This window comes from Micromonospora sp. NBRC 110038, from assembly GCF_020884815.1.
Taxonomy (GTDB): Bacteria; Actinomycetota; Actinomycetes; order Mycobacteriales; family Micromonosporaceae; genus Micromonospora; species Micromonospora haikouensis.
Genome location: NZ_BBOL01000001.1, coordinates 182,263 through 208,546, shown reverse-complemented (window position 1 = coordinate 208,546; position 26,284 = coordinate 182,263). Strand labels below are relative to the sequence as shown.

The 26,284-nt window shown below is 73.8% G+C and carries 21 protein-coding genes; 14 read left to right on the top strand and 7 right to left on the bottom strand.

The features are described from left to right. Window positions 1–50 precede the first annotated feature (50 nt). Window positions 51–485, top strand: coding sequence for a DUF4307 domain-containing protein (locus tag LPU61_RS00935; protein ID WP_043961964.1), 435 nt, complete (start codon window positions 51–53; stop codon window positions 483–485). A gap of 141 nt (window positions 486–626) precedes the next feature. Next, window positions 627–1,127 carry a transcription elongation factor GreA gene (gene greA, locus LPU61_RS00930; RefSeq protein ID WP_043961963.1) on the top strand — a complete coding sequence of 167 codons (501 nt, stop codon included), beginning with the start codon at window positions 627–629 and terminating at the stop codon, window positions 1,125–1,127. Window positions 1,128–1,219: 92 nt separating this feature from the next. Here greA and ilvA read toward each other — a convergent pair whose 3' ends face one another. The 3 genes from ilvA to LPU61_RS00915 all read right to left on the bottom strand — a co-directional run bounded on the left by ilvA (window position 1,220) and on the right by LPU61_RS00915 (window position 5,098). Beyond that, the gene (gene ilvA, locus LPU61_RS00925) at window positions 1,220–2,440 is read right to left on the bottom strand and encodes a threonine ammonia-lyase (protein ID WP_043961962.1); all 1,221 of its coding nucleotides are present in this window, start codon (window positions 2,438–2,440) and stop codon (window positions 1,220–1,222) included. A gap of 89 nt (window positions 2,441–2,529) precedes the next feature. Next, entirely contained in the window at window positions 2,530–3,939 is a 1,410-nt protein-coding gene (locus LPU61_RS00920; RefSeq protein ID WP_043961960.1) for an amidase, read from the bottom strand. 16 nt (window positions 3,940–3,955) lie between these two features. Continuing rightward, a complete protein-coding gene (locus LPU61_RS00915; RefSeq protein WP_229403780.1) occupies window positions 3,956–5,098 on the bottom strand; it encodes a cystathionine gamma-synthase in 1,143 nt (380 codons plus the stop codon). A 133-nt stretch (window positions 5,099–5,231) separates the two neighbouring features. Between LPU61_RS00915 and LPU61_RS00910 the strand changes: the two genes are divergently transcribed. The 4 genes from LPU61_RS00910 to msrA all read left to right on the top strand — a co-directional run bounded on the left by LPU61_RS00910 (window position 5,232) and on the right by msrA (window position 7,364). Then, complete coding sequence (locus tag LPU61_RS00910; RefSeq protein ID WP_043961958.1) at window positions 5,232–5,561, top strand: hypothetical protein; 330 nt, start codon at window positions 5,232–5,234, stop codon at window positions 5,559–5,561. Window positions 5,562–5,753: 192 nt separating this feature from the next. Beyond that, window positions 5,754–6,110 (top strand): hypothetical protein, encoded by a 357-nt coding sequence (locus LPU61_RS00905; protein WP_063838553.1) that lies wholly within the window; start codon window positions 5,754–5,756, stop codon window positions 6,108–6,110. 77 nt (window positions 6,111–6,187) lie between these two features. Further along, window positions 6,188–6,646: an HIT family protein gene (locus tag LPU61_RS00900; RefSeq protein ID WP_229403779.1), complete on the top strand. Its 459-nt coding sequence runs from the start codon at window positions 6,188–6,190 to the stop codon at window positions 6,644–6,646. A 55-nt stretch (window positions 6,647–6,701) separates the two neighbouring features. Beyond that, window positions 6,702–7,364, top strand: coding sequence for a peptide-methionine (S)-S-oxide reductase MsrA (gene msrA / locus LPU61_RS00895; RefSeq protein WP_229403778.1), 663 nt, complete (start codon window positions 6,702–6,704; stop codon window positions 7,362–7,364). A 61-nt stretch (window positions 7,365–7,425) separates the two neighbouring features. Here msrA and LPU61_RS31560 read toward each other — a convergent pair whose 3' ends face one another. Next, on the bottom strand, window positions 7,426–9,069 hold the full coding sequence (locus LPU61_RS31560; RefSeq protein ID WP_305071831.1) for a PKD domain-containing protein: 1,644 nt from the start codon (window positions 9,067–9,069) through the stop codon (window positions 7,426–7,428). 365 nt (window positions 9,070–9,434) lie between these two features. On the opposite strand from LPU61_RS31560, the gene LPU61_RS00880 reads away from it, so the two are divergent. The 5 genes from LPU61_RS00880 to LPU61_RS00860 all read left to right on the top strand — a co-directional run bounded on the left by LPU61_RS00880 (window position 9,435) and on the right by LPU61_RS00860 (window position 16,083). Next, the gene (locus LPU61_RS00880) at window positions 9,435–11,219 is read left to right on the top strand and encodes an N-acetylglutaminylglutamine amidotransferase (protein ID WP_043961954.1); all 1,785 of its coding nucleotides are present in this window, start codon (window positions 9,435–9,437) and stop codon (window positions 11,217–11,219) included. A 2-nt stretch (window positions 11,220–11,221) separates the two neighbouring features. Beyond that, window positions 11,222–13,099 carry an N-acetylglutaminylglutamine synthetase gene (ngg, locus tag LPU61_RS00875; RefSeq protein WP_229403777.1) on the top strand — a complete coding sequence of 626 codons (1,878 nt, stop codon included), beginning with the start codon at window positions 11,222–11,224 and terminating at the stop codon, window positions 13,097–13,099. Further along, window positions 13,096–14,283 carry an osmoprotectant NAGGN system M42 family peptidase gene (locus LPU61_RS00870; protein ID WP_043961952.1) on the top strand — a complete coding sequence of 396 codons (1,188 nt, stop codon included), beginning with the start codon at window positions 13,096–13,098 and terminating at the stop codon, window positions 14,281–14,283. Before ngg ends, LPU61_RS00870 begins: the two co-directional genes overlap by 4 nt. A gap of 361 nt (window positions 14,284–14,644) precedes the next feature. Beyond that, window positions 14,645–15,577, top strand: coding sequence for a ribonuclease Z (locus LPU61_RS00865; RefSeq protein WP_043961950.1), 933 nt, complete (start codon window positions 14,645–14,647; stop codon window positions 15,575–15,577). After that, a complete protein-coding gene (locus LPU61_RS00860) occupies window positions 15,574–16,083 on the top strand; it encodes a GNAT family N-acetyltransferase (RefSeq protein ID WP_043961949.1) in 510 nt (169 codons plus the stop codon). Before LPU61_RS00865 ends, LPU61_RS00860 begins: the two co-directional genes overlap by 4 nt. Window positions 16,084–16,115: 32 nt before the next feature. Here the strand turns inward: LPU61_RS00860 and LPU61_RS00855 are convergent, their stop codons facing one another. Next, window positions 16,116–17,048, bottom strand: a complete 933-nt coding sequence (locus tag LPU61_RS00855; RefSeq protein WP_043961948.1) for an intradiol ring-cleavage dioxygenase — start codon at window positions 17,046–17,048, stop codon at window positions 16,116–16,118. Window positions 17,049–17,287: 239 nt separating this feature from the next. Here LPU61_RS00855 and LPU61_RS00850 point away from each other — a divergent pair, with 239 nt between their 5' ends. The 3 genes from LPU61_RS00850 to LPU61_RS00840 all read left to right on the top strand — a co-directional run bounded on the left by LPU61_RS00850 (window position 17,288) and on the right by LPU61_RS00840 (window position 24,015). After that, window positions 17,288–19,390 carry a hypothetical protein gene (locus LPU61_RS00850; RefSeq protein ID WP_229403776.1) on the top strand — a complete coding sequence of 701 codons (2,103 nt, stop codon included), beginning with the start codon at window positions 17,288–17,290 and terminating at the stop codon, window positions 19,388–19,390. Window positions 19,391–19,514: 124 nt separating this feature from the next. Beyond that, entirely contained in the window at window positions 19,515–22,496 is a 2,982-nt protein-coding gene (locus tag LPU61_RS00845) for a BTAD domain-containing putative transcriptional regulator (RefSeq protein WP_229403775.1), read from the top strand. 106 nt (window positions 22,497–22,602) lie between these two features. Then, window positions 22,603–24,015, top strand: a complete 1,413-nt coding sequence (locus LPU61_RS00840; protein WP_229403774.1) for a hypothetical protein — start codon at window positions 22,603–22,605, stop codon at window positions 24,013–24,015. Window positions 24,016–24,266: 251 nt separating this feature from the next. On the opposite strand, the gene LPU61_RS00835 is transcribed toward LPU61_RS00840, so the two are convergent. Together LPU61_RS00835 and LPU61_RS00830 are read right to left on the bottom strand one after the other, a co-directional pair. Beyond that, window positions 24,267–25,001 (bottom strand): response regulator, encoded by a 735-nt coding sequence (locus LPU61_RS00835; protein WP_374199552.1) that lies wholly within the window; start codon window positions 24,999–25,001, stop codon window positions 24,267–24,269. Then, the gene (locus LPU61_RS00830; RefSeq protein ID WP_229403773.1) at window positions 24,917–26,074 is read right to left on the bottom strand and encodes a sensor histidine kinase; all 1,158 of its coding nucleotides are present in this window, start codon (window positions 26,072–26,074) and stop codon (window positions 24,917–24,919) included. Before LPU61_RS00830 ends, LPU61_RS00835 begins: the two co-directional genes overlap by 85 nt. Window positions 26,075–26,284: the final 210 nt, after the last annotated feature.

Sequence of the window (26,284 nt, the reverse complement as noted above, 5' to 3'; positions counted from 1 at the left end):
CTGCCATTCTTGCCGATGGGGCCGACAACAACGCCAGGAGACCGCCGCCGGTGACCGAGACGCACGCCACAATCACGCCGGGTGCGCCCGTGTTCCCGCCGGGCCGCTACGGCCGGCGCAGAGAGCCGGGCCGACGCCGGCCGGCGCTGGTCGCGCTGCTCGCGACAGCCCTGGTGGCGACACTCGGGCTGGCGGCGTTCAGCATGTACGGCAAGTACGGCGACCCGACCTACGACGCCCAGGTGATCACGTACACGGACATCACCGACTCCCAGGTGGTGGTCGACTTCCGGGTGACGGTCCCGGCGGGCGGCTCGGCGACCTGCGTGCTGCGGGCCCGCTCGCACGACGGGGCGGAGGTGGCCCGCGAGGAGGTCACCGTGGCCGCCCCGCCGGGCGAGTCCCAGGCCGCCGCCCGGCACCGGCTGGCCACCACGGCCCGCCCTTTCATCGGTGAGGTGGTGCGCTGCCGACCGGCCGACTGAGCTGCTGAGACGCCACCGCGCCACGCGCACCGCGGGCCCCGCCGCCGGCACCCGCGGTGATCGTCCGCACCCGGACGGGCACGGCACTGGTAACTTGGTAGTTCACCCGTCAGCCAGTCCGCACAACCGAGGAGATCGCCTGTGTCCAACAACGGGAACGAGGCGCCCGCCACCTGGCTGTCCCAGGACGCGCACGACCGCCTCCAGGCTGAGCTCGACGAGCTGATCGCCAACCGGCCCGTGATCGCGGCCGAGATCAACGCGCGGCGCGAGGAGGGCGACCTCCGGGAGAACGGCGGCTACCACGCCGCCCGCGAGGAGCAGGGCAAGCAGGAGGGGCGGATCCTCTACTTGAAGGAGCTGCTCCGCACCGCCAAGGTCGGCGAGGCGCCGAGCGCCGACACGGTCTCCCCCGGGATGGTCGTCACGATCTACTTCGACGACGACACCGACGACACCGAGACCTTCCTGCTCGGCTCGCGGGAGATCTCCTCCACCACGGAGCTGACCGTCTACAGCCCCGAGTCGGCGCTGGGCAAGTCGATCCTGGGCAGCCGGCCCGGCCAGACGGTGACCTACACCGCGCCGAGCGGCGCGGACATCAAGGTGACGGTGGTCAGCTTCGAGCCGTTCACCGGCTGACCCGGCGGTCGCGCCGGACAACCGTCAACAAGGGCCCCTTGTGCACCAGAATGCGTCAACAAGGGGCCCTTCCTTGCACCAGCGGCAGCAGCTCAGCGGTCGGCGGCGAAGACCACCTGGTAGCCGCTGGCCCGCAGGGCGCTGATCAGCGTGTCGGAGTGCTCGACGCCCCGGGTCTCCACCGACAGCGCCACCTCGACCTCGCCGAGCCGCAGGTGCGGGTTGGCCCGCTGGTGCTCCACGTCGACCACGTTCGCCCGGTGCTCGGCGATCTCGTGCAGCAGCGAGGCGAGCTGCCCGGGACGGTCCGAGCAGCGCACGGTCACCCGCAGGTAGCGTCCGGCCGCCGCGAGCCCGTGCTCGATGACGCGCAGCATCAGCAGCGGGTCGATGTTGCCGCCGGAGAGCACCGCCACCACCGGTGTCTCGACCTCCAGCACGCCGGCCAGCAGCGCCGCCACCCCGACCGCGCCGGCCGGCTCGACGACCTGCTTGCCCCGTTCCAGCAGCATCAGCAGCGCCCGGGAGATGTCCTCCTCGGAGACCGTGACGATCTCGTCGACGAGCTTGCGGACGTGGTTGAAGGTGATCTCCCCCGGGCGGCCCACCGCGATGCCGTCGGCGATGGTGCTGAACGCCGGGAGGCGTACCGGCTCGCCGGCCGCCAGCGAGGGCGGGTAGGCCGCCGCGCCCGCCGCCTGCACCCCGACCAGCCGCACGTCGGGCCGCAGCGCCTTCGCCGCCACCGCCATGCCGGAGATCAGGCCGCCGCCGCCGACCCCGGTGACGATCGTCCGCACGTCGGGGCACTGCTCCAGGATCTCCAGCGCCACGGTGCCCTGCCCGGCGATCACGTCCGGGTGGTCGAACGGGTGGATGAGGATCGCCCCGGTCCGCTCGGCGAAGGTCTGCGCCGCCACCAGCGACTCGTCGACGGTGTTGCCCATCAGCTCGACCTGCGCGCCGTACCCCTTGGTGGCGGCGACCTTCGGCAGCGGCGCGTTCACCGGCATGAAGACCGTGGCGTGCGTGCCGACCAGCCCGGCCGCCAGCGCCACCCCCTGGGCGTGGTTGCCGGCGCTCGCGGCCACCACCCCCCGGTCGCGCTCCGCCGCCGACAGCCGGGAGATCCGCACGTACGCCCCGCGCACCTTGTACGAGCCGGCGCGCTGCACGTTCTCGCACTTGAGCCACACCGGCCCGCCGAGCGCGGCGCTCAGCGGGCGGGAGGGCTCCAGCGGGGTGGTGCGGGTGACGCCGGCGAGCAGCTCCCGCGCGGCGCGTACCTCGGCGAGGCCGACCAGTTCCGTCATGCCCCGATCGTGCCACCACCGGCACCGCCCGACGGCGGCGACACCGGCCGCTACCTGCGGCTACGAGCCGGTCACGGCGGGCCGGGCGGTCACGCGACGGCTGGTGACCCCGTGCCGACGCGGGGGTAGCCGGGGGCGTGCCGGGCCCACGGGGCCTGCATCTCGAACTGGCCGGCGACGCCGAGCAGCAGCAGTTCCGAGCCGGGCGGGCCGACGAGCTGCACCGCCACCGGCAGCCCGTCGGGACGGCGGCCCACCGGCACCACGATCGCGGGCAGGCCGGCGATGTTCCACGGGGCGGCGAACGGGGCGTACCGGATGCTGGCCTTCATGTTCGCCGCCCAGGACCGGCCCGACCAGCCGGCGGCCTCCGGCGGCGGCCCCGCCAGCGCCGGGGTGAGCAGCAGGTCGACCGAGTGGTCGGCGAAGAAGCCGACGGACCGCTCGCGCCAGGCGACCCGGTCGGACTCGCGGACGTACCCCCGGCGTTGCGCCCACTCCCCCAGCGCGACGTGCCGGCGGCTGCGCCGCTGGAGGGCGCGCGGGTCGAGCCCGGCGGCCCGCACGTCGGCGGCGGCAGCGGCGAACCAGGTGGCGATGCCGGCCAGGCCGAGGCGGGTCGGGTAGACCGGGTCGGCGGGTACGGTGTCGTGGCCGGCGGCGGCGAGCAGCCGGCCGGCGGCGGCGACCGCGTCGCGGTTCGGCGCGTCCGGGGCGACGCCGCGCACCGGGGACCGCAGCGAGACACCCACCCGCAGCCGCTGCGGCGGGACCAGCTTCTCCTGCGGGCGGCCGGCGAGCACCTGGAAGCCGACCGCGGCGTCGGCGACCGTGGACGTCAGCATGCCGTGCTCGGTGAGGCCGAACCAGTCGTCGGCGCCGAGCTGGCAGGGCACCACGCCCCGGCCCGGCTTGAGCCCGACGAGGCCGCAGCAGGCCGCCGGGATGCGGATCGAGCCGAGGCCGTCGTTGCCGTGCGCCATCGGCACCAGCCCGGCGGCCACCGCCGCCGCCGCGCCGCCGGACGACCCGCCGGGGGTGCGCCGCGGGTCCCACGGGTTGCGGGTGACCGCGCTCGCGTCGTCGGTGAGCGCCCACAGGCCCAGCTCGGGCATCCGGGTCACCCCGAGGATCACCGCGCCCGCGCCGCGCAGCCGCCGGACCACCTCGTGGTCGGCCTCGGCGACGGCGCTGCGCACCGCCGCCGAGCCGTGCCAGGTGGGCAGGCCCGCGACGGCGGTGTTCTCCTTGACCGCGACCGGCACGCCGGCCAGGGGGAGGTTGGCCAGCTCCTCCTGCTCGTCGACCTTCTCCGCCTCGGTGATCGCCTCGCCGCCGCGCACCGTGCGGAACGCGGCGAGGTCGGCGTCGGCCCGGGCGATGTGGTCGAGGTGGTCGGCCACGACCTGCGTGGCGGAGACGTCACCCCGGCGTACGCCGCGGGCGATCTGCTTCGCGGTCGCGCCCACCCAGGTCGGCATGAGGTCCTGCACGGCCACCCTCCCTCACCAGCGGTCAGCCCAGTGCCTGCTCCAGATCGGCGAGCAGGTCGTCGACCGTCTCGATGCCGACAGACAGTCGCACGAGATCACCGGGAACTTCAAGCGGCGAGCCGGCGGCACTTGCGTGTGTCATCCGACCCGGGTGCTCGATCAGGGACTCCACCCCGCCGAGGGACTCGGCGAGCACGAACAGCTTGGCCCGGTTGCAGATCTCGACGGCGTGCTCCTCGCCGCCGGCCGCCCGGAACGAGATCATGCCGCCGAACCGGCGCATCTGCTTGGTGGCCACCTCGTGACCGGGGTGCGACGGCAGGCCCGGGTAGATCACCTGGGCGACCTTCGCGTGCCCGTCGAGGTACGCGGCGATCCGCTCGGCGTTGTCGCAGTGCCGGTCCATCCGTACGCCGAGGGTCTTGATGCCGCGTAGCGTCAGCCACGCGTCGAACGGGCCGTTGACCGCGCCCATCGCGTTCTGGTGGTAGCGCAGCTCCTCGCCGAGCGTCCGGTCGGCGGCGACCAGCGCGCCGCCGACGACGTCGGAGTGCCCGCCGACGTACTTGGTGGTGGAGTGCACCACGACGTCCGCGCCGAACGCGATCGGCTGCTGCAGGTACGGCGAGGCGAACGTGTTGTCGACCACCAGCAGCGCGCCCGCGTCGTGCGCGACGGCGGCCAGGGCGGCGATGTCGGCGATGCCGAGCAGCGGGTTGGTGGGCGTCTCCAGCCACACGATCCGGGTCGCGCCGGGCCGGATCGCGGCCCGCACGGCGTCGACGTCGGAGACCTTCGCCGGGGTGTACGCCAGCCCCCACCGCTCGGCCACCTTCGCGAACAGCCGGTACGTGCCGCCGTACGCGTCGTCGGGGATGACCACGTGGTCGCCCGGCTTGCAGACGGTACGCAGCAGGGCGTCCTCGGCGGCCAGGCCGCTGGCGAAGGCCAGCCCGATCGCGCCGCCCTCCAGCGCGGCGAGGCACTCCTGGAGGGCGTCGCGGGTCGGGTTGCCGGAGCGGCTGTACTCGTAACCCTGCCGGGGGGCGCCGACGGCGTCCTGGGCGTACGTGCTGGTCTGGTAGATCGGTGGGATCACCGCGCCGGTGCGGGCCTCCGGGTCCTGTCCGGCGTGGATCGCGAGCGTCTCGAAGCCGTGGTTCATGCCGCAGACGTTAGCCGGTGGGAAGGAGGGGCCCCTTGTCAACGCCTACGGTAGAGAAGGGTTCCCCGCTCACCGCATCCCGAGCCGGCCGCGCCTTCGTGAGGTTGTCCGACCGGTGTTCCATACTTGGCGGGTGACCTCGACCGTGCCGCTGCCCTCGCGCCTGGTCGGCGCAGCAGACCGGATCCCGCCCTCCCTGGGGCTGCTGGCCGGCCCGGAGCACGGGCGGGTCAGCCTTCCGGTGCGGCTGGCCTGGTCCGGTCCGGCCGACTTCGACGTCAGCGACCCTCGTGAGCGCCTGACGCTCTACTGCCTGTTGCTCGACTGCGGCCAGCGGGACGACCTGATCCGGTACGTCAACGCCACTCTGCTCCGACACGACTGGCCCCGCATCCGCCGGTTGACCTCTCGACGCCTGATCGCTCTCTGGGAACACCGGCTGCCCGGTCTCGCCGCCCTCTGATGGAGAAGCTGCACCGCCAGTTGCTGAGAATAGGTTTCGACGCTGGCGACGATCTCGGTCTGGTGTTGGCGGGTGGCTACGCCATGTGCGCGCATGAGCTGGTGAGCCGGCCGTCACAGGACATCGACTTCGCCACCGCCTCGGCGCTGCCGCTTTCGACCGTGGTGAGCCGGCTGGCCGATGCCTATCGGCATGCTGGCTTCTCTGCCCAGGCCATCGAGGTCAGCCCTGCACGATCGAGCCGCGCACCGGGACTTCATCGACATCCACGCCGCGAACGCACAACTCAGCTGGACCGAGCTCGAGGCTCTCGGCGCGCGTCACACCGCAGGATTCTCGCTGGATGAGTTGGCAGACCGGCTCGGTGCTGTCGACGAGCGTGACCCTCGCACATTCCTGACCTACGGCCTGACCGAGCCGGACCTTGATGAGCTGCGACGCTGGGCATTGCGGTGGGAGGCCGACATCAGGGCCCGCCTGGCGAACGGTGAGACCGGCCCGCCAGGCGTTGCCGACGACGAGTGGGACACCTATCTCGATCGGTGGTGACGTGTCTGGGGCAACGTACGGCGCGAAGCCGCAGTTCCGGTGCGGCGGGGGGCCGGGGGCGCGGCTAGCCTGGCCGGATGGGCGGGTGTGTGTTCTGCGGGATCGTGGCCGGTGACGTCCCGGCGTTCCGGGTCGCCGACACCCCGGAGGGGGTGGCGTTCCTCGACACCCGGCCCGTGTTCAAGGGCCACCTGCTGGTGGTGCCGCGCGCCCACCTGGTGACCCTGGCCGACCTGCCGGCGGGCGAGCTGCCCGGCTACTTCGGGCTGGTGCAGCGGCTCGCCGTGGCCGTCGAGGCGGGGCTCGGGGCCGGCGGCACGTTCGTGGCGATGAACAACAAGGTGTCCCAGTCGGTGCCGCACCTGCACACCCACGTCGTGCCGAGGACGAAGGGCGACGGCCTGCGCGGGTTCTTCTGGCCCCGCACGCGCTACGCCGACGACGCCGAGGCCGGGGCGTACGCCGAACGGGTCGCCGCCGCCCTGGCCCGAGGCCCCGCCCGACGGGCGTCGGTTACCCACCGCCGGGGCGGGTAAGGAACCGGGGCCCGGCGGTGTTGCACGCGGGGAGAGGTACGAGAGGAGTTCCACCGTGTTCCTTCGTCGCATGCCCGCCGAGCTGCCCACCCCCGACCGGGCCCTGCCCGGCCGCCCGATCGCGATGCCGATCGGCGACCGCCACGAGGTGCTCGGCTCCTCGCTGAAGGGGCCGTTCCCGGCGGGCGCGCAGGTCGCCGTGTTCGGAATGGGCTGTTTCTGGGGCGCCGAGCGGCTGTTCTGGACCCTGCCCGGCGTGCTCACCACCTCCGTCGGCTACGCGGGCGGGATCACCCCGAACCCGACGTACGAGGAGGTCTGCTCGGGCATGACCGGGCACACCGAGGTCGTCCAGGTCGTCTACGACCCCACCGTGATCAGCTACGAGGACCTGCTGAAGGTGTTCTGGGAGAACCACGACCCGACCCAGGGCATGCGCCAGGGCAACGACGTGGGCACCCAGTACCGGTCGGCGATCTACGCCAGCACCGACGAGCAGCTCGCCACCGCCACCGCGTCCCGCGACGCGTTCGCGCCGATCGTGGCGCGGGCCGGCAAGGGCGAGATCACCACGGAGATCGACCGGCTCGGCGACTACTTCTTCGCCGAGGACTATCACCAGCAGTACCTCGCGCCCACCAAGAACCCGAACGGGTACTGCAACCATGGGCCGAACGGGCTGAGCTGCCCGGTGGGCGTGGCCCGCACCGCCGGCTGACCCCACCGACCGAGCGCGCGACGGCCCGGACGCGTGTCGCGTCCGGGCCGTCGTCGCCCCGTCACGCGGGGCGGAGCACGACGGTCCAGGTGGTCGTGGTGGTGCTGGCCGCCGCGGCGGTCGCGCTGAGGCCGCCGTACGCGCCGGTCGGCACCGACGCGCCCGAGTCGGCGAGCAGCCCGGTGACCCGTCCCCCGCCGGTCTGGGAGCTGTTGCTGCGCACCTGCACCCCGGGCGGCGGGGTCAGCGCGGTCGACGTGGCGTCGCCGTGCAGCCAGTACGACACGCCCCACCCGCGCTCGGCGGCGACCGGGGCGGTCGGGGTGACCCGGGTGGCGGAGCTGGCCGGGTCGGCGGCGCTGGCGAACGCGGCCACCGGGGCGACCGGGTCGGCGCCCCGGTACGCGGCGAGCACCAGGTTGCCCTTCGACTGCTTGCCGAGGGTGACCCGCAGGGTCGTCCCGGCGTCACCGGCGGCGGCGACCTTCCACCAGGCGGTGGTGGTGGCGTAGCCCCCGTCGAGGCGGTCCAGTCGCGTCCAGCCGGTCACCCCGGTGGGCTCCCCGGTGTCGGCGTGGGTGTTCTGGCTGAGGAACAGCAGCAGGGTGTCCCCGGGCCGGACTCCGGCGGGCACGACGACGGAGTGGTTGGTGACGTTCGCGTTGGCGGTGGCCTGCCCGACGTACGAGATCAGCTCGGGCAGCGGCGCGACGGTGACGTCCCGGGTGGCGGTGCCGGTGGCCCCCCGGTCGTCGGTGACGGTGACGGCGACGCGGTAGGTGCCGGCCTGCGCGTACGTGTGGGTGGTGGTGGGGACGCTGGCGGTGCCGGCGGTCGCGCCGTCGCCGAAGTCCCACGCGTGGTCCTGGACCGCGCCGTCGGGGTCGGTGGAACCGGCGGCGGAGAAGGCGCACACCAGCCCGGAGCAGGACGCGGCGAGGTCGGCGCTGGGCGGGGTGTTGGCCGCGCCGCCGGGGCCCTTGACGAGCCGGATCCAGTCGATGTCCCCGGCGAAGTAGTCGCAGGTGACGTTCACCCCGTCGCAGGAGCTCTTGCCGCCGATCGAGAACTGCCAGTTGTTGGCGATCGTCCCGGTGGGGCCGGTGAGCCGGCTGGTGCGCACGCCGTCGACGTACATCTCGACGTAGCTGGCGGTGCGGTTGCAGGTGACGGTGTGCCACTGCCCGTCGGCGATGGACGTGCCCGTGTAGCCGGTGCGGGTCGACCCGTCGCCGCCCCGGAACATGCACCGGGGCTTGCCCTCGGGGGCCTCGAACTTCCAGTAGCCGCCGGCCGTGCCGCCCTGCCCCTTCTGCATGATGTTGCCGAAGGACTTCGTGGTGCGGTAGCGGATCGAGAACGAGAAGTCGCCGGCCTCGGGGTTGAAGTCGTTGCTCGCCGGCACCAGGTTGACGTGCCCCGGCACGTACTCCTTGTCGGCGGGGTTGTGGTAGGCGAAGCGGTGGGCGGTGGCGCCGTCGTAGCGCGTCCCGGCCACCACCTCGTCGCCGATGCGGCCGTGTCGGCCGTTGCCGCTGCTGTCGGTGAGCACCGTGGCGCCCGCCGGCTCGTCCATGCTCCAGAAGGCCACGGTGCGGGTGGCGACGGCCTGCGCGGGGGCGACCCCGGCCAGCACGCCGGCCGCCGCGACCACCGTCGCCAGCGCCAGCCGGCCGGCGGTACGCACGCCGCGTCCGGTCCGCACGCCTGTCCGTCGCGTCGCGCGCATGGTCATCGCCTCCTCGTGGGCCCGATCTCACCCTGGCACGGCGACGTTCGGCGCTGAATGCCCCGTCCGGGGGACAACGGGTCACCGGCGGCGGGCGGGGCGCGGCCGTCCGGCCGGGTGCGGTCGGCCGTGGGCCCGGCGGCGTCGCACCGATGCGGGGTTTCTCACAACCGGCCGGGCAGGCTGGGCAGGCAGCCACGCGGGGCGGCGGTGGACCGGGCGGCAGCGCCGGCGGGCGGCGGCACGTCGGGGCGCGAGGGCGCGCATCTTAGCAAGCACGTAACGCCGACGACATCATCTCAACAGGCGAGCGGGGCTCACCTCTGGCAGCATTGTCTGGCATGTGCGGACTGGCTGGGGAGTTCCGCCGTGACGGCTCACGGGCCGACGTCGCGGCGGTGGAACGCATGGCGGCCACGATGAGCGACCGGGGCCCCGACGACAGCGGCGTGTGGTCCCAGGGGGCGGTCGCCCTCGGCCACCGCCGCCTCAAGATCATCGACCTGTCGGCGGCGAGCGGGCAGCCGCTGGTCGACCCGGCGTCGGGGCTGACCGGCGTCTTCAACGGCTGCGTCTACAACTACCGCGAGCTGCGCGAGGAGTTGCAGGCCAGGGGGCACCGCTTCTTCTCCTCCGGCGACAGCGAGGTGGTCGTCAAGGCGTACGCCGAGTGGGGGCTCGACTTCGTCGACCACCTGGTCGGGATGTTCGCCGTGGCGATCAGCGAGCGGGACACCGGCCGCCTCGTGCTGGCCCGCGACCGGCTCGGCATCAAGCCGCTGTACGTGGCCGAGTCCCCGGGCGTGGTGCGCTTCGCCAGCACCCTGCCCGCGCTGCTGGCCGGCGGCGGCGTCGACACCGCCATCGACCCGGTGGCGTTGGCCCACTACCTGAGCTTCCACAGCATCGTGCCGCCGCCGCGCACCATCCTGCGCGGGGTCGCCAAGCTGCCCCCGGCCACCGTCCGGGTCTACGAGGCCGACGGCACCACTCACGAGCGGGTCTACTGGGACCCGGCGTTCACCCGGCGCGGGGAGCGGGCCGGCTGGTCCGCCCGCGACTGGGAGGACGCCCTGCTGGAGTCGCTGACCACGGCGGTGCGCCGCCGGATGGTCGCCGACGTGCCGGTCGGCGTGCTGCTCTCCGGCGGGCTGGACTCCAGCCTGGTCGTCGCCCTGCTCGCCGAGCAGGGGCAGCGCGGCCTGGCCACCTTCTCCATCGGCTTCGACGCCGTCGGCGGCCGCTCCGGCGACGAGTTCGTCTACTCCGACATCGTGGCGAAGACGTTCGACACCGACCACCACCAGATCCGGGTGGCCGCCCGGGACCTGCTGCCCCCGCTGGAGGCGGCCGTGGCGGCGATGAGCGAGCCGATGGTCAGCCACGACTGCGTGGCGTTCTGGCTGCTCAGCCAGGAGGTGTCGCGGCACGTCAAGGTGGTCCAGTCGGGCCAGGGCGCGGACGAGATCCTGGGCGGCTACCACTGGTACCCGCCGCTGGCCGGCGTCGACCGGGAGCGGGCCGTCGAGACGTACGCGAAGGCGTTCCTCGACCGGGACGCGGCCGGGCTGGCCCGGGTGCTGGACCCGGCGTGGCTGGCCGACGGCGACCCGGCGCGGGAGTTCGTGGCCGCCCACCTGGCCCGGCCCGGCGCGCAGACCGCCGTCGACGCGGGCCTGCGGATCGACACCCAGATCATGCTGACCGACGACCCGGTGAAGCGGGTCGACAACATGACCATGGCGCACGGGCTGGAGGCCCGGGTGCCGTTCCTCGACCACGAGTTCGTGGAGCTGGCCGCGACCTGCCCGCCCGAGCTGAAGCTGGCCCAGGGCGGCAAGGGCGTGCTGAAGGAGATCGGCCGCCGGGTCCTGCCGCACGAGGTCATCGACCGGCCGAAGGGCTACTTCCCCGTGCCGGGCCTCACCCACCTGGAGGGCAAGCTCCTCGACCGGGTACGCGACGCGCTGCACGCGCCCGCCGCCCGCCACCGCAACCTGTTCCGCACCGAGTACGTCGACGCGCTGCTGGCCGACCCGAACGCCGAACTCACCCCGTTGAACGGAAACAAGCTGTGGCAGCTGGGACTCCTGGAAATGTGGCTCCAGAGCCACGGAATCGACTGACCGTGAGCGACACCCTGGCGACCGGGACGGCGCGCACCGACCGGGAACGGGTGCTGGGCCGCCGCCGCGAGCGGGTGGGGCCGGGCGGTGACCCGGTGGCACCCGCCCCGACCCCGCCGGACCCGGACGCGGCGGACTCCCCGGACGGCTCCGGCGCGCAGCCCGAACGGGACGGCCCGCCGCCGGGCGGCGGCGTGGTGCTCGACTGCGGCTGGGGGCGGCTGGTGTTCGGCCAGACGTTCACCGAGCAGGCCGCCGTGGCGGCGGTGCTGCGCTCGGAGGCGGCCGGGGCGCGGGACATCTGCATCTACCTGCGCGACCCGCACGTGCTGGTGTCCCGGCTGCCCGACGAGTTGTTCATCGACCCGTCGCTGACGTACCGGCTGCGGCTGCCCGCGGCCCCGGCCGCCGCCGACGAACGCGACGGGCTGCCCGGCCTGCGGATCCGGACGCTGCGCGACGCCGACGACGCGGACGCGGTGAACCGGATCTACGCCCGCAACGGCATGGTCACCGCCCCGGTCGACGTGCTTGTCGACAACGCCCGCACCGACCGGTTCCTGCACCTGGTCGCCGAGGACGCCACCGGGGACGTGGTCGGCACGATCACCGGAGTCGACCACGTCGCGGTCTTCGCCGACCCGGACAACGGGGCGAGCCTGTGGTGCCTCACCGTGGACTTCAACACCGCGCCGCCCGGCACCGGCCAGGCGCTGCTGACCGAGCTGGCGGCCCGGCTCACCGCGCGCGGCCGGGCGTTCGTCGACCTGTCGGTGCTGGCCGAGAACACCGGGGCGATCCGGCTGTACGAGCGGCTCGGCTTCTACCGCACCGCGACGCTCTGCGTGAAGCGGAAGAACCCCATCAACGAGCGGCTGTTCCTGCCGGCCGCCCCGAAGGGGTACGACCGGCTCAACCCGTACGCGAAGATCGTCGCGGACGAGGCGATGCGCCGGGGCATCCGGGTGGAGGTCACCGACCCGGAGTGGGGCGAGCTGCGGCTGAGCAACGGCGGCCGGACGATCGTCACCCGCGAGTCGCTGTCCGAGCTGACCTCGGCGGTGGCGATGAGCCGCTGCGACGACAAGCGGGTCACCCGGCGCATCCTCACCGAGGCGGGCCTGTCGGTGCCGGCCGGGCGCACCGCGACCGGCGACGACGCCGACGTCGCGTTCCTCGCGGAGGTGGGCCGGGTGGTGGTGAAGCCGGCGCGCGGCGAGCAGGGCAACGGCATCACCGTCGGCGTACGCACGCCGGAGGCGCTGACCGCCGCCGTGGCGCTGGCCCGCAGCTTCTGCCCGGACGTGCTGATCGAGCAGATGCGCGACGGCGAGGACCTGCGGGTGATCGTCATCGACCACGAGGTGGTGGCCGCCGCCGTCCGGCGGCCCGCCCAGGTCACCGGCGACGGGGTGCACGACGTCGCCGAGCTGATCGAGCGGCAGAGCCGCCGCCGGGCCGCCGCCACCGGGGGCGAGTCGCGCATCCCCGTCGACGACATGACCCGGGAGGTCGTCGCCGAGGCCGGCTACGAGCTGAGCGACGTGCTGCCCGAGGGCACGGTGCTGGCCGTACGCCGCACCGCGAACCTGCACACCGGCGGGACGATCCACGACGTGACGGGCGAGCTGCACCCGGCGATCGCCGAGGCGTGCGTGGCGGCCAGCCGGGCGCTGGACATCCCGGTCACCGGGCTGGACCTGCTGGTCAGCGCCCCGGACGACCCGGAGCACGTGTTCATCGAGGCGAACGAACGGCCGGGCCTGGCCAACCACGAGCCGCAGCCGACCGCCGAGCGCTTCGTCGACCTCCTCTTCCCCGGCACGCGGGCACCGCAACGCCTCTGGACACCGGCGGGTGCGGCAAGCTCTCAGGCATGACCGCACGCAAACCCGTCCCCCTGAAGATCGACCTGGACTACCTCCGCCAGGTGCTGGTGGAGCTGCTGGAGATCCCGAGCCCGTCGGGGCGCACCGACCACGTGCAGCAGTACGTGGGCGAGCGCCTCTCCGCGCTCGGGATCTCCTCCACGCTGACCCGGCGCGGCGCGCTCAGCGCCTGCCTGCCGGGGCCCCGGGAGACCGGGGCGGACCGGGCGATCGTGGTGCACACCGACACCATCGGCGGCATGGTGAAGCGGCTCAAGGAGAACGGCCGGCTGGAGCTGATGCAGGTCGGCACGCACAGCGCCCGGTTCGCCGAGGGCGCGCACGTGCGGATCTTCACCGACGACCTGGACCGGGTGATCAGCGGCCAGGTGCTGCCGCTGAAGGCCAGCGGGCACCGCTACAACGAGGCCGTCGACCTCCAGGGGGTCGGCTGGGAGCAGGTCGAGGTGCGGGTCGACGAGCCCGTGGCCGACGAGGCCGGGCTGCGGGCGCTCGGCATCGACGTCGGGGACTTCGTGGCGTTCCTGCCGAATCCGACGATCACCCCGAGCGGGTACGTCAAGTCCCGGCACCTGGACGACAAGGCCGGGGTGGCGGCGGTGCTGACCGCGTTCAAGGCGCTGGTCGACGCGGGCGTCACCCCGGCGGTGACCGCGCACCTGCTGGTGACGGTCACCGAGGAGATCGGCCACGGGGCGAGCCACGGCCTCGACCCGGACGTCGCCGAGATCGTCTCCGTGGACGCCGCGGTGGTCGCCCCCGGGCAGCAGTCCCGGGAGAACGCGGCCACCCTGGCCATGGGCGACGGGGTGGGGCCGTTCGACTACCACCTGACCCGCAACCTCGCCGCGATCGCCCGCGAGCACGGGGTGGACCTGGTCCGCGACGTCTTCGAGTTCTACCGCTCGGACGTGGCGGCGGCGGTGGAGGCGGGCGCGCACGCCCGGGTGGCGCTGCTCGGCTTCGGGGTGGACGCCACCCACGGCCACGAGCGCACCCACCTCGACGGGCTGGGCCACCTCACCCAGCTGCTCTGCCTCTACCTCCAGAGCGACCTGGTGTTCCCCGAGTGGGACGCCGAGCCGGAGGGCGACCTGGCCGACTTCCCGTCGCTGTCGGTGCAGCCGGCCAGCGAGGAGGGGCCGCGCGAGGGTCCGATCGGCATCGCCGACTGACCGCTCCGGCAGCGCCCGTCGGGGCCGCCCCGGCCGTGCCGGCCGACCGCGCCTGAGCCGCTGGTCGAAATCCGTTGCCGACGCCCCCGGGAAGTGGATAGCGTGGCGGTACACGGGAAAGGAGGTGGTCCAGACTTGTATAGCAATCGGACTCGTGAGGTGGCTGTCCGCTAGCCGCTGTCCTCGACAGTGAGAACCTGCCCGCCGCGAGGCGGGTGCACGATCGTCGAGACCGTGTGGCAGCGGTGCGGCGAAACCACGACAGCCACCCGACCCCCGGGGTGCCGGCCAAGTCCAGCCGGCCCGTGCGCGAGCACGGAAGCCCCGGGGGTCGCTTCATGTATCCGCCGGGGAGAGCGCCGTGTCCATGCGTGAACTGGTGGTGCTCGGGACGGCCAGCCAGACCCCGACCCGGGCGCGCAACCACAACGGGTACGTGCTGCGCTGGGACGACGAGGTGATCCTCCTCGACCCGGGTGAGGGCAGCCAGCGGCAGCTCCTGCACACCGGCGTCACCGCCACCGACCTGACCCGGATCTGCGTCACCCACTTCCACGGCGACCACTGCCTCGGCCTGCCCGGCACCATCCAGCGGCTCTCCCTGGACCGGGTCCCGCGCCCGGTGGCGGTGCACTTCCCGGCCGGCGGGGCCGACTACTTCGCCCGGCTGCGGCACGCCAGCTCCTTTCACGAGACCGCCGAGCTGGCCGTCGAGCCGATCAGCGCCGACGGGCAGCGGGTCGCCCTGCGCGGCGGCGGCATCCTGGAGGCCCGCCGGCTGCGGCACCCCATCGAGACGTACGGCTACCGGCTCGTCGAGCCGGACGGCTGCCGGATGCTGCCGCAGCGGCTGGCCGCGTACGGGATCGCCGGGCCGGCCGTCGGCGAGCTGCGGCGCGTCGGCCACCTCGACGTCGGCGGGCGGCGCGTCACCCGCGACGAGGTGAGCGTGACCCGCCCCGGGCAGCGGTTCGCGTTCGTCATGGACACCGGGCTCTGCGACAACGTGTACGCCCTCGCCGAGCACGCCGACCTGCTGGTCATCGAGTCGACGTTCCTGGCGAGCGAGGCCGCGCTCGCCGCCGAGGTCGGGCACCTCACGGCGGGCCAGGCCGCGCGGGTGGCAACCGAGTCGGGGGTACGCACGCTGGTGCTCACCCACTTCTCCCAGCGCTACGGCGACGTCCGGCGCTTCGCCGACGAGGCCCGGGAGCACTTCGCCGGTGAGCTGGTCGTCGCCGAGGACCTGGCGACCGTGCCGGTGCCGCCCCGGCGGGTACCCTCGGCCGGGTGACGATCACCCTCCGCCACGCCACCGTCGACGACCTGCGCGCCGTGGGGGCGCTGCACCAGCGGTCCCGGGTGGCGGCGTACTCGTCGTTCCTGCCGGCGGAGGCCCTCGCCGACCCGACGGAGGAGGCCATGGGGTGGTACTGGGTCGAGCGGTGGACCTGGGAGCGCGACGACCACCTGATGACCGTCGCCGAGCGCGAGGGCCGGCTGGTCGGCTTCAGCTACGTGGGCCCGGACGACGCGGGCGACCCGGCGACGGGGCTGCTCAACGCCATCCACCTCGATCCCGGCGAGCGGGGCCGGGGCACGGGCCGGGCGCTGATGGACGACGCGCTGGCCACCATGCGCGACCGGGGCTGGGCGCGGGCGGTGCTGTGGGTGCTGGAGGGCAACGTGCCGGCCCGGCGCTTCTACGAGCGGGGCGGCTGGCAGCCCACCGGCGAGAGCCGGGAGGACCGGATCGGCGCGGCCCTCACCCGCCAACTCTGCTACGCGCGTGAAGTGTGAGGAAGGGCCCCTGTTAACGCATACGGGCGGCCTCATGAGCCGTCCTGGTCGGAGTCGACCGAGAAGTTGAGTACGCCGAGGTAGCCGTCGCCGTCCGCGACGACCTTCATCAGCATGCTGTCGGCGTAGATCGTGTCGTTGTCGTTGAAGGTGTCCCGCCCGGTGTGCGCCGAGTACGGCGCGGCGGCGTACACCTTGGTGTTGAGGGCCTCGTCGAACATCATCTGGGTGGTCAGCACCCGGTTGTTGTCGACGTGCACCATGGCGTGGATGTGCGTGGTGCGGCCCCGGTACCAGCCCGGCCAGATGGTGGTGAACTCGACGATCCCGTCGGAGTTGGTGACCTGGGCCCCGCGCAGGTAGCGCTTGTCGTCGGTGGGGGTGAGGTCGGCCGCCGACCCCTCGGAACCACCGCCCGGTGCCGCGCCGCCGCCGGGCGCACCGCTCGGCGGGGTCCCTCCGGCCGGGCCGCCGCTGGGCGGGGTGCCGCCGGGCGCGCCGCTGGGCGGGGTGCCGCCGCCCGGGGCCCCGCCCGCGCCGGAGGACTGCGCCTCCGCACCCGAGTACAGCCCCTCGGCGTCGCAGTGCCAGATCTCCACGACGGCGTTGGCCAGGGGCCCGCACTGCTCGCTGTCCTGCACCCGGATCGCCACCCGCAGCCGGGTGCCCTCCCGGTCCTCCCGGATGTCGCTGCGGATCTTGTCGGCGTCGAAGTAGTACGGGCCCTGGGTGGTGCTCGCCGTCAGCGTGCACGTGCCGGCCTCGGCGAACAGCGCGGTCAGGTCGGCAGACGTGCTGGCGGTGGCCTGCGGAGAGACGGTCTCGCCGGTGGACGTGGTGACCGTGCCGCCGCTGTCCCGGCCGCAGGCCGCCAGCAGGCCGGCCAGCCCGACCGAGCCGATCCCGGCGATCAGCCGGCGGCGGCTGACCCGCTGCCCTTCGTGGTGGTCGAGGTCGTGGCGCATGGGTTCCTCCCGGGGGCGGTGCTCGTCGGCTGGTCCCGACGCTAGACACGCCCGGCCGGCGCCCTCTGTGCCCCGCTTGTGGCCGGGCTGTGAATGGTCGACCGGCGGTCGGCCCCGTCGGTCGGCCCGCCGATCCGCCCGAGGGTCGGCCCGACCGGCCGTTATACCGGACGCATACCGGCGGCTCGCATGCTCGCGGCAGTCCGGCCGGCACGGGCCGGGGCAAGGGAGAAGGTTGCATGCGACACCGAGCAACGAGCCGGCTGCTGGCCGGCCTGACCGTCGTCGCCGTGACGGCGGTCGGCACCGGGCGGCCCGCCGCCGCCGACCCGGCCGCCGGGGCGCCGCCGGCCGCCGCCGCGCAGATCACGACCGCACAGCTCTCGGCGACCACCGCGGGCCGGGTGACGACCGCCGTCGCACCGGCCGTCGTCGCCTCCCAGTCGAAGACCGGGTTGGCCGTCATGAGCCCGTGGAGCCTGCGGCCCGCCGTCGAACCGAACCTCACCGACGCGCAGCGCGTCGCGTTCGAGGACCAGATGATCAACGACCTGGTCGAGGCCAAGGTCAAGACGGTACGGCTGGAGATCGCCGCCCCCGGCGAGACGGCCGTCGACTTCACGCTCTACCGCCGGCTGATCGACAAGCTGCCCAGCGATGTCAAGGTCATCGCGGTGCTGAACTTCGCCCTGGTCGAGGGCGGGGTCAGCAACAGCGGGGTGCCCGCGAGCGAGCCCTACCTGTACCAGTTGCAGGATTCCGTGGCGGTCAGCCAGTACCCGGAGTACGGCACCACGACGAAGTTCATGAAGGTGTGGATCGACAAGGCGCTGTCGGTGGTCACCACGTTCGGCAGCCGCCTGGCCGCCGTCGAGGTGCTCAACGAGGCCAACAAGCTGTACCACCCCGGCACCGCCGCCCACCCCGGCCCGTACGTGGTGCCGGGCGACGCGTACGGCCGGCTGATCGGGAAGTTCTACCGGTACTGCCGGCTCGCCGGCAGCAAGCCCTGCGGCAGCACGGTCAAGGTGATCACGCACGGGATGCACCCGGGGATGGACGGTGGCGACTCCGGCACCACCAACGACGACACCAATCACCTGAGCGGGGTGCTGAGCTCCGCCTCGGTCGCCGCGTTCCGCTCGGCCAACGGCGGGGCGTGGCCGTTCGACGGGATCGGCTACCACCCGTACCCCTTCGCGATGGGGCTGAGCCTGCCCGGCGGCTACGCCAACACCGCCACCTCGACGCTGCTGGCCGGCATCAACGGCCGGCTCGACGCCGTCCGGGCGGTGCTCACCGCCGCGGGCGTGCCGCAGTCCACCTCGCTGTTCTGGCTGACCGAGGTCGGCTTCAACTCCAACGACGTGTCCGCGTCGACGCTGGAGGAGAAGGAGGCCAAGCAGGGCCAGTACGTCAAGGACGTCTTCACCGCCCTGGCCAACCGCGCCGACACCGCCCAGGCGATCTGGTACCGCTACCACCAGGGCAACGCCGGCGCACCGGCGGAGAACTGGGGGCTGGTGGCGCACACCGACCGCGTCTACTCGAACCTGCCGCCCCGCTACAAGCGGGCGTACTGCGACTTCGTCTGGGAGCGGGGGGTCGGCGCCACCGAGCACTGCCCGCGCCCGAAGGAGGTCGTCTGGCGCACCCGCTTCAACAACGTGCTCTACCCGGTCAGCTACTGGGAGATGCCGCAGTACGTGGTGGACGCCGGGGCGTCGTACCCGTCGTGGCAGCTCCAGCAGGACATCGGGGGGCAGGTCAAGCAGCTCAGCGGCTACTGCTCGCCGATCGACCCGTACGGTTGCTCGACGTCGGACTACAGCCGGTTCCCGGTGCCGTCCGCCCGGGACGCCTCGGCGCGGTTCCGGGTGCGCTTCACCGGGCTCGGGGGCACCGGCCCCTGGTCGGACTGGCTGTCGTACGCCCCGCTGATCGGCTCGGGGGCCGGGGTCTACGGGCCGGCCTCGGGGGCGACGCTCAACTTCAAGACCCAGTACGTCTCGTTCCCGGTGGCGGTGCCGACCCAGTGGCTGCGTGACAACCCCGGGGGCCAGCCGTTCATGCGCTTCCACCAGAACACCGCGAACGGCGGGTGGGTCCGGCTGTGGAGCCGGCCGAGCATGCCGAGCACGCCGGCCAACTTCCAGGAGACCGCCGACCACGTCCTGTACGTGTTCAACCTCAGCGTGACCGCCGACTCCAGCCGGTCGTTCACCGCCGGCCCGGTGCAGTTCCTGTTCGGTATCGCCCCGGCGGCCTGCGCGACCGACGTCGCACAGTGCCTGCCGACCAACACGGCCGAGACCATCACGTACTCGTTCAACCACTCCTAGCGCCACGGTGGGCGGCGGCATCGCGCCGCCGCCCACCCGTCGGGACACCGTCGGCATGTCGGCGGGCGGGCCTACAATCATCGACTGGGTTGATCGTCAGGTTGGGCTCGCTCCGCCGGCTGTCGTGGGGGTTCGGATACTCGTTCGCATTCTCGGCCCGGTCGAGGCGGAGCTGGCCGGCGAGCCGGTCCCGCTGGGGCCGCCCAAGCAGCGCGCGGTGCTCGCCGTCCTGGCGCTCCGGCCGGGTCGGCCGACCGCCGTCGCCGACCTGGTGGACGCCCTGTGGCCCGCCGCCCCACCCCGCTCCGCGCTGAAGAACCTGCAGCTCTACGTGCACCAGCTCCGCAAGCTGCTCCCCGGCGGGCTCAGCTTCGGCACCGGCGCGTACCGGCTCGACGCGGGCGCCTACCGCCTCGACGCCGACGAGTTCGACGCCCGGGTCACCGTGGCCCGGCGGCTGGCCGCGGGCGGCGACCTGGCCGCCGCGCGCGACGCGTACCACGATGCCCTGCTCTGGTGGCGCGGCCCGGCGCTGGCCGACCTCGTCGGCCGGGGCCTGCTGTGCGGTGAGGCCGCCGCGCTGGACCAGGGCCGGCTGCGGGCGATCGGCGAGTCGGTGGAGACGGTGTTGCGCCTGGGCGGGCACGAGGACCTGCTCCCCCGGCTCGCCCGCCTGGTGGCGGACCATCCGCTGCACGAACGCTTCCGGGAGCAGCAGGTGCGCGCGCTCCAGGCGGCCGGCCGACACGCGGAGGCGGTCGCCGCGTACCGGGACGCCGAGCGGGTCCTCGCCGACGACCTCGGCGTGCCCCCCGGCCCGGCCCTGCGGGCGCTGGCCCCCGGGCTGCGCCGCCCGGCCGCGGCCACCCCGGCACGGGTCAGCCGGCCCGTGCCGGCGGAGCTGCCCGCCGACGTTCCCGACTTCACCGGGCGGCACGAGCAGGTCGCCGACGCCGTCGCCTTCCTCGGCCGGCCGCCGGCCGCCGCGATGCGGATCTGGGCGCTCTCCGGCACCGCCGGGGTCGGCAAGAGCTGCCTCGCCGTGCACGTCGCGCACCGGCTCCGGCCGCACTTCCCCGACGGCCAGCTGCACGTGGGCCTGCACGGCCAGGGCGCGCACCGGGTCGATCCGGCGGACGTGCTGGCCCGCTTCCTGCGGGCGCTGGGCATGACCGACCAGCAGCTCCCGGTCGAGCTCGACGAGCGGATCCGCTGCTACCGCAGCCGGCTGGCCGACCGCCGGGTCCTCGTGGTGCTCGACGACGCGGCCGACGAACAGCAGGTACGACCGCTGCTGCCCGGCGGCCCGGGCTGCGCCGCCGTCGTCACCAGCCGGATGCCGCTGGCCGGGCTGGCCGGGGCGCGGACCCTGCACCTCGACGTGCTCGACCGGGAGCAGGCCGTCGAGCTGCTCGCCGCGGCGGCCGGACCCGCCCGGGTCGCGGCCGAGCCCGCGGCGGCCGGCGCGATCGTCGAGCTGTGCGGCCGGCTGCCGCTGGCCGTCCGGGTCGCCTCCGCCCGGCTGGCGACCCGGGGCCACTGGAGCCTGAACCGGTTCGCCGACCGGCTCGCCGACGGCCGGCGCCGGCTCGACGAGCTGCGCGTCGGCGACCTCGACGTCCGGGCCAGCTTCCAGCTCAGCTACGACAGCCTCGAACCGGCCGCCCGCCGGGCGTTCCACCTGCTCGCCCTGCTCGACCAGCCCACCGTCCCCGGCTGGCTGGCCGCCGCGCTGCTCGACGCCGACCCGACCGACGCCGAGGACACGCTGGACCAGCTCGTGGACGCCCAACTGCTGCAACTGACCGGCGCCGACCAGGACCGCTACCACACCCACGACCTGCTGCGGGTGTACGCGGCCGAGCAGGCGGCCGTCGCCGAGCAGGCGGGCGACCGGGCGGCGGCCCTGGACCGCGTCTTCGCCGCCTGGGTGGCCGCCGCCGAGCGGTCCGCCGCCGCGCTGACCGGCGCCGCCGGGGCGGGCCGGTTCGGGGCGGAGGCGCGCCGCTGGTTCGCCCGGGAACAGACCGACGTCGTGGCGGCCCTGGGCCAGGCGCACCGGACCGGGCGGTGGGAGGTGACCTGGCGGCTGGCGCGGGCGTTGACCATGTTCCTGGCCGAACGGTCGCAGTGGAGCGCCTGGCAGGTCACCCACGAGCTGGCCCAGGACGCCGCCTACCGGGCCGGCAACGCCGACGTGGCCGCCGACCTGGCCGAGCGGCTCGGCGACCTGTACCGGGACCGGGGCCGGTTCGACCGGGCCGAGACGTACTTCCGGCGGTCGCTGGAGCTGGCCGAGACGATCGGCAGCCCCGTGCGCAGGGCGTACGCGCTGCGCGGCCTCGGCGACGCCCGGTGGGGGCACGGCGACGCCGAGGGGGCCGTCGGCCGGTACGTCGAGGCGCTCCCGCTGTTCGAGGCGGCCGGGGAGCACCAGGGCAGCTCGCACGCGCTGCGCGGGCTGTCGGTGGCGTACCGGGGGCTCGGCCGGCTCGACGAGGCGCTGGACGTCGCCCGCCGCAGCGTCGGCGCGTTCCGGGCCCTCGGCGACCGGTCCGGCGAGACGTACGCGCGACGCACGCTGGGCGGCATCCACCTGGACCTCGGGCACCTCGACGAGGCCGAGGAGTGCTTCCTGCACTGCCACGCCGACTTCGCGCGGCTCGGCGACCGGCTGGGCATGGCGGCGGCCCTGCTCGGGCTCGGCATGACCCAGGTGGACCAGGGCAGGCACGACGAGGCGCGGGAGACGTACCACCGCTGCCGGGAGACCTTCGCCGAGGTCGCCGACCCGCTCGGCGAGGCGTACGCCCGGCGCGGGCTGGGCGACGCGCTCACCGGGTCCGGCCGGCTGGACGAGGCGCAGGCGGAGCTGGCAGCCGCCCTGGCGGTCTTCGTCGCGCACGCCGACCTGCGCTGGGAGGCGTACGCCCGGACCAGCCTCGGCGCCCTGTTCCTGGCCCGGGGCGAGCCCGCGACGGCCCGGGAGCACCTCGACCGGGCGCTGGCGATCTTCGGTCGGATGGGTGCCCGGCTGTGGTCGGCCCGCGCCCGGGAGCTGCTCGCCCGGGCCGGCGGGGACGGGGCCGGGCCGCCGCCCGGCTGACGGCGCGGTCGGCCGCCACCCCGATATACCGGCGCTATACCGGGGGCCGACATCCTCGCCCGGAAGGCGCCCGGCGCACGTGCCGGGGCCGAGTTGCGGAGGCAGGATGAACAGCTTCGGATTCCGGCGTCGCCGCCGGGTCGCCCTGGCGCTCGTGCCGGCGCTGGCCGGCACGCTGCTGGCGGCCGTGGGCCCGGCGGCCCCCGCGCGGGCCGCAGAGGGGGGCGACCTGGTGATCGCCAACGTGCTGTGGCGGGTCGCCGTCGGTTCCCGACCCGACCTGATGACCACCAACAACCCCGCCGAGCGGGACCAGTTCCCCGTCGACGGGCAGACCCACTACGTGCCGAAGTACTCGGGCTCCGGGCGGTCGGCGCTCTACCGGCTGCACAATCCGAACTGGAACGGCGGCTCCGACCACATGGACTCCCGCACCGCCGGCGAGGCCGGCTTCGGCACCGAGTACGCCCTCGGGTACCCGTACACCTCGCAGGCCGCCGGCACGCAGCCGTACCTGCGCACCTTCAACGGGTGCACCGGCGACCACGGCACCCGCTCGCAGAACGAGGGGCCGAAGTCCTGCTACGGGGACGAGTTGGCCAGCTACGGGTACGCCTGGCCCCGGTACCTCAACACCGCGACGTCGCTGGCGTCGCTGAGCGCGGGCGGGGTGACCATCTCGTCCAACCGGGTCACCGGCGGGGCGCTGTGGAACTGGACGCACAACGGCACCCAGTACATCAACAACCTCGACTACGGCCGGCAGCTGCAGTCGTCGCTGTTCTTCTCCCGTGACGGGGTGACGGCCAACCCGACAGAGGCCGGCGACACCTGGTCGAACCCGGCCTGGCCGGCGTACCGCCGGCACGGGTCTCCGCTGCTGGCGCTGAACACGGACACCGCGGCGAAGACCCAGTCCACCCGGTCCGTGCCGATCGACTTCGTCCCGCAGAACTTCGGCGGCGGCGAGCAGAACCCGGCGATCTACCGGGACTTCCAGCTCGGCAAGGACATCACCCTGGACTGGGGTGGGCTCGGCCCGGTCGCCCGGTACCAGACCGTGCTGAACTCGCCCGCCCTGACCTACCCGGGCATCGAGGTCCCGACGGCGTACCTGCGGGCCGAGTTCAACCGCTACTTCACCTACGACGCGGTCAGCCAGACGCTGACCGAGCGCACCAACTTCGGCCAGTGCTCCGACGCGAGCTACTTCTCCTGGACCCCGCCGAACCGGGGCGGGGTGATCATCGCCAACGCCGATCTGACCAAGGCGATGGCGGTGTACGGCGCGAACACCAGCCAGGGCGGCTCGGTGTCGGAGATGCGGATGTACAAGTTCATCGGCGGCGGGTGCGGCACGGGCACCGGCGAGTTCGACATCGCCTCGTCGAAGTTCACCGTGCTGCGGCACGGGAACGTCGGGGCCGGCGAGAAGCGCTTCAACAGCTGGGTGATGACCGGGTCGGTCGGCCAGATCCAGGGGTGGATGAACACGCTGCGGTCCTGGGGGGCGGCGTGACCGCCGCCTGATTGGTAAGGAAGGGCCCCCTGTTAACGCATACGGTAGAGAAGGGTTCCCCTCTCACCCTCACCCCCGGTGCGCCGATCCAGCCGGCCGACGGTCAAGGCGGTGATCCGGTACCCGTTCGGGCTGAAGTTGGCGTGGGTGACGTCGTGGCCGTCCTGCACCCGGTCGGAGGCCGCCGGTGGCGGGCTGGCCGCGGCCGGGCTACTTCACGGAGCTGTTCTTCACCGTGTCGGCAAGGGCCTTCAGTCGACCAGCCCCGCGCGGAACGCGGTGATCGCCAGTTGGACCCGGTTGCCGGCCGCGAGCTTCTCGAAGAGGTGCGTGACGTGGCTCTTCACGGTCGCCTCGCTCATCCGCAGGCACCCCGCGATCTGCGCGTTGGTCGCGCCCCGCCCGATCTCGACCAGGACCTCGCGTTCTCGTCCGGTGAGGCCGCCCAGCCGGGCCAGGGCCTCGCGCCGGCGGCGGGTGCGGTCGTCCGCGGTGATCCGTGCGATGACTTGCCGGGTGACGCTGGGTGACAACATCCCGTCTCCCGTCGCGGCCAGGCGTACCGCGCGCAGCAGTTCGGTCGGCGGTGTGTCCTTCAGCAGGAAACCGCTGGCACCGGCCTCCAGGGCCCGGAACACGTCGTCGTCGGTGTCGAACGTGGTCAGCATGATCACCGGCGGTGGGTTCGTCCGGGTCTGGAGCGCCGCCGTCGCGGCGACACCGTCCATCCCGGGCATGCGGACGTCCATCAGGACGACATCCGGACGGTGCCGGGTCACCGCGTCCAGCGCGGCGCGTCCGTCTTGCGCGTCGCCGACGACGGTTAGATCGTCCGCGGTCTCCAGAATCAGCCGCAGACCCGCACGCACCAGCGCCTCGTCGTCAACGAGCAGGACCGAGATCATCGGGCTTCCACGTCCCGCGGCTCTCCCGCCGGAAGCACCACGAAATCCCTGGCGGACATCACGACCGGCAGCTGCGCCCACAGCCGCCACCCGGGCCCGGCCGGGCCGGCCGTCAGCGTTCCACCGGCCAGGCGCACGCGTTCCGCCAGCCCCACCAACCCCGCCCCGGAACCCGGCAGGTCCAGCGCCGCCTCGCTCACCGGGTTGGCCACGGTCACCGTCACCGCGTCGACCGACCGTACGACGGTCACGGTCACCTCCGCACCGGACGCGTGCTTCCGCGCGTTCGTCAACCCCTCCTGCACGACCCGCTGCACCACCCGCGCCGCCGGCGCCGGCAACGGCCCCGCACTGTCGCGCACCACCACGCGCTGCCCGGCCGACCGGGCGTCGGCGACCACGGAGTTCAGGTCCGCGTACGGCTGCGCGTCGGCCCGCAGAACACCGAGCACGCTACGCAGCTCGACGAGCGCCTCGCGGGCGGTCACCCGGATCAGCCCGGCGCCTTCCCGGACGCGTTCGACGCCACCGTCCACGGTCAGTTCCAGCGCCCCGGCGTGCAGGGCGATCAGCGAAACCTTGTGCGCCAGCACGTCGTGCATCTCCCTGGCGATGCGGTTGCGCTCCACGATACGGGCACGTTCCTCGCGTACCGCCAAGTCGGCGTCGGCCCGCTCGGCCCGCTCGCGCCACGCTTCCCGCAGTGCCCGGCGGGTGCCCAGGTGGACGCCGAGCCCGACGGTCGCGGCGGCCACGACGGCGGCGAACTCGGCGTCCCACCAGTCCAGACGCCCGGCCTTCACCGAGTTCAGGCCGCTCGCCCCGGCCCAGCCGACCACCACCAGCCACCAGACGTGGCGGCGGGATGCGTAGAGCCCGGCGGCGAACAGTCCGACCAGCAGCGGCCCCTCGTTGCCCGACAGCGCGTAACCCAGCGCTGCGATCACCACGACGGCGTACGGGTGGCTCCGGCGCCACCACGTGGCGAGTGCGGCCAGCGTGCCCGCGGCCCCGACGACCGGCAAGGGAAGCGGCGACCACGGCGTCGTGACCGCCAGCGTGGTGAGGACCAGGCAGGCGGCCACGATCAGCGCGTCACCCACCCGCTGGCGGCCGAACCAAGATCGTGTCGTTCGCCAGGACGTCAGCCGCATGGGTCGCAGCATAGGCATGCCGCGCCCCGCGTCACCTGCCCCTCAGGTCTAGGCCGTACTCCGACTTTGATCGCGGTCCGGCCTCGACCGCGCGGCGATGCGCCCGGCTCGGGCCGACCGCGACACTGGCTGCGCCCTGCCCCCGGAGAAGGAGGACCTGTGCGTCTTCGAAGCGACTCGACCCCACCGTCCGCGCCTGGCGGAACACTC

Bases quoted from the DNA above. Each gene is read 5' to 3' on its own strand.
- LPU61_RS00850 (WP_229403776.1), top strand. From the start codon at position 17,288: ATGCGACACCGAGCAACGAGCCGGCTGCTGGCCGGCCTGACCGTCGTC.
- LPU61_RS00880 (WP_043961954.1), top strand. From the start codon at position 9,435: ATGTGCGGACTGGCTGGGGAGTTCCGCCGTGACGGCTCACGGGCCGAC.
- LPU61_RS00905 (WP_063838553.1), top strand. From the start codon at position 5,754: ATGCTGGCTTCTCTGCCCAGGCCATCGAGGTCAGCCCTGCACGATCGA.
- LPU61_RS00870 (WP_043961952.1), top strand. From the start codon at position 13,096: ATGACCGCACGCAAACCCGTCCCCCTGAAGATCGACCTGGACTACCTC.
- LPU61_RS00840 (WP_229403774.1), top strand. From the start codon at position 22,603: ATGAACAGCTTCGGATTCCGGCGTCGCCGCCGGGTCGCCCTGGCGCTC.
- LPU61_RS00915 (WP_229403780.1), bottom strand. From the start codon at position 5,098: ATGAACCACGGCTTCGAGACGCTCGCGATCCACGCCGGACAGGACCCG.
- LPU61_RS00900 (WP_229403779.1), top strand. From the start codon at position 6,188: ATGGGCGGGTGTGTGTTCTGCGGGATCGTGGCCGGTGACGTCCCGGCG.
- LPU61_RS00830 (WP_229403773.1), bottom strand. From the start codon at position 26,074: ATGCGGCTGACGTCCTGGCGAACGACACGATCTTGGTTCGGCCGCCAG.
- LPU61_RS00855 (WP_043961948.1), bottom strand. From the start codon at position 17,048: ATGCGCCACGACCTCGACCACCACGAAGGGCAGCGGGTCAGCCGCCGC.
- ilvA (WP_043961962.1), bottom strand. From the start codon at position 2,440: ATGACGGAACTGGTCGGCCTCGCCGAGGTACGCGCCGCGCGGGAGCTG.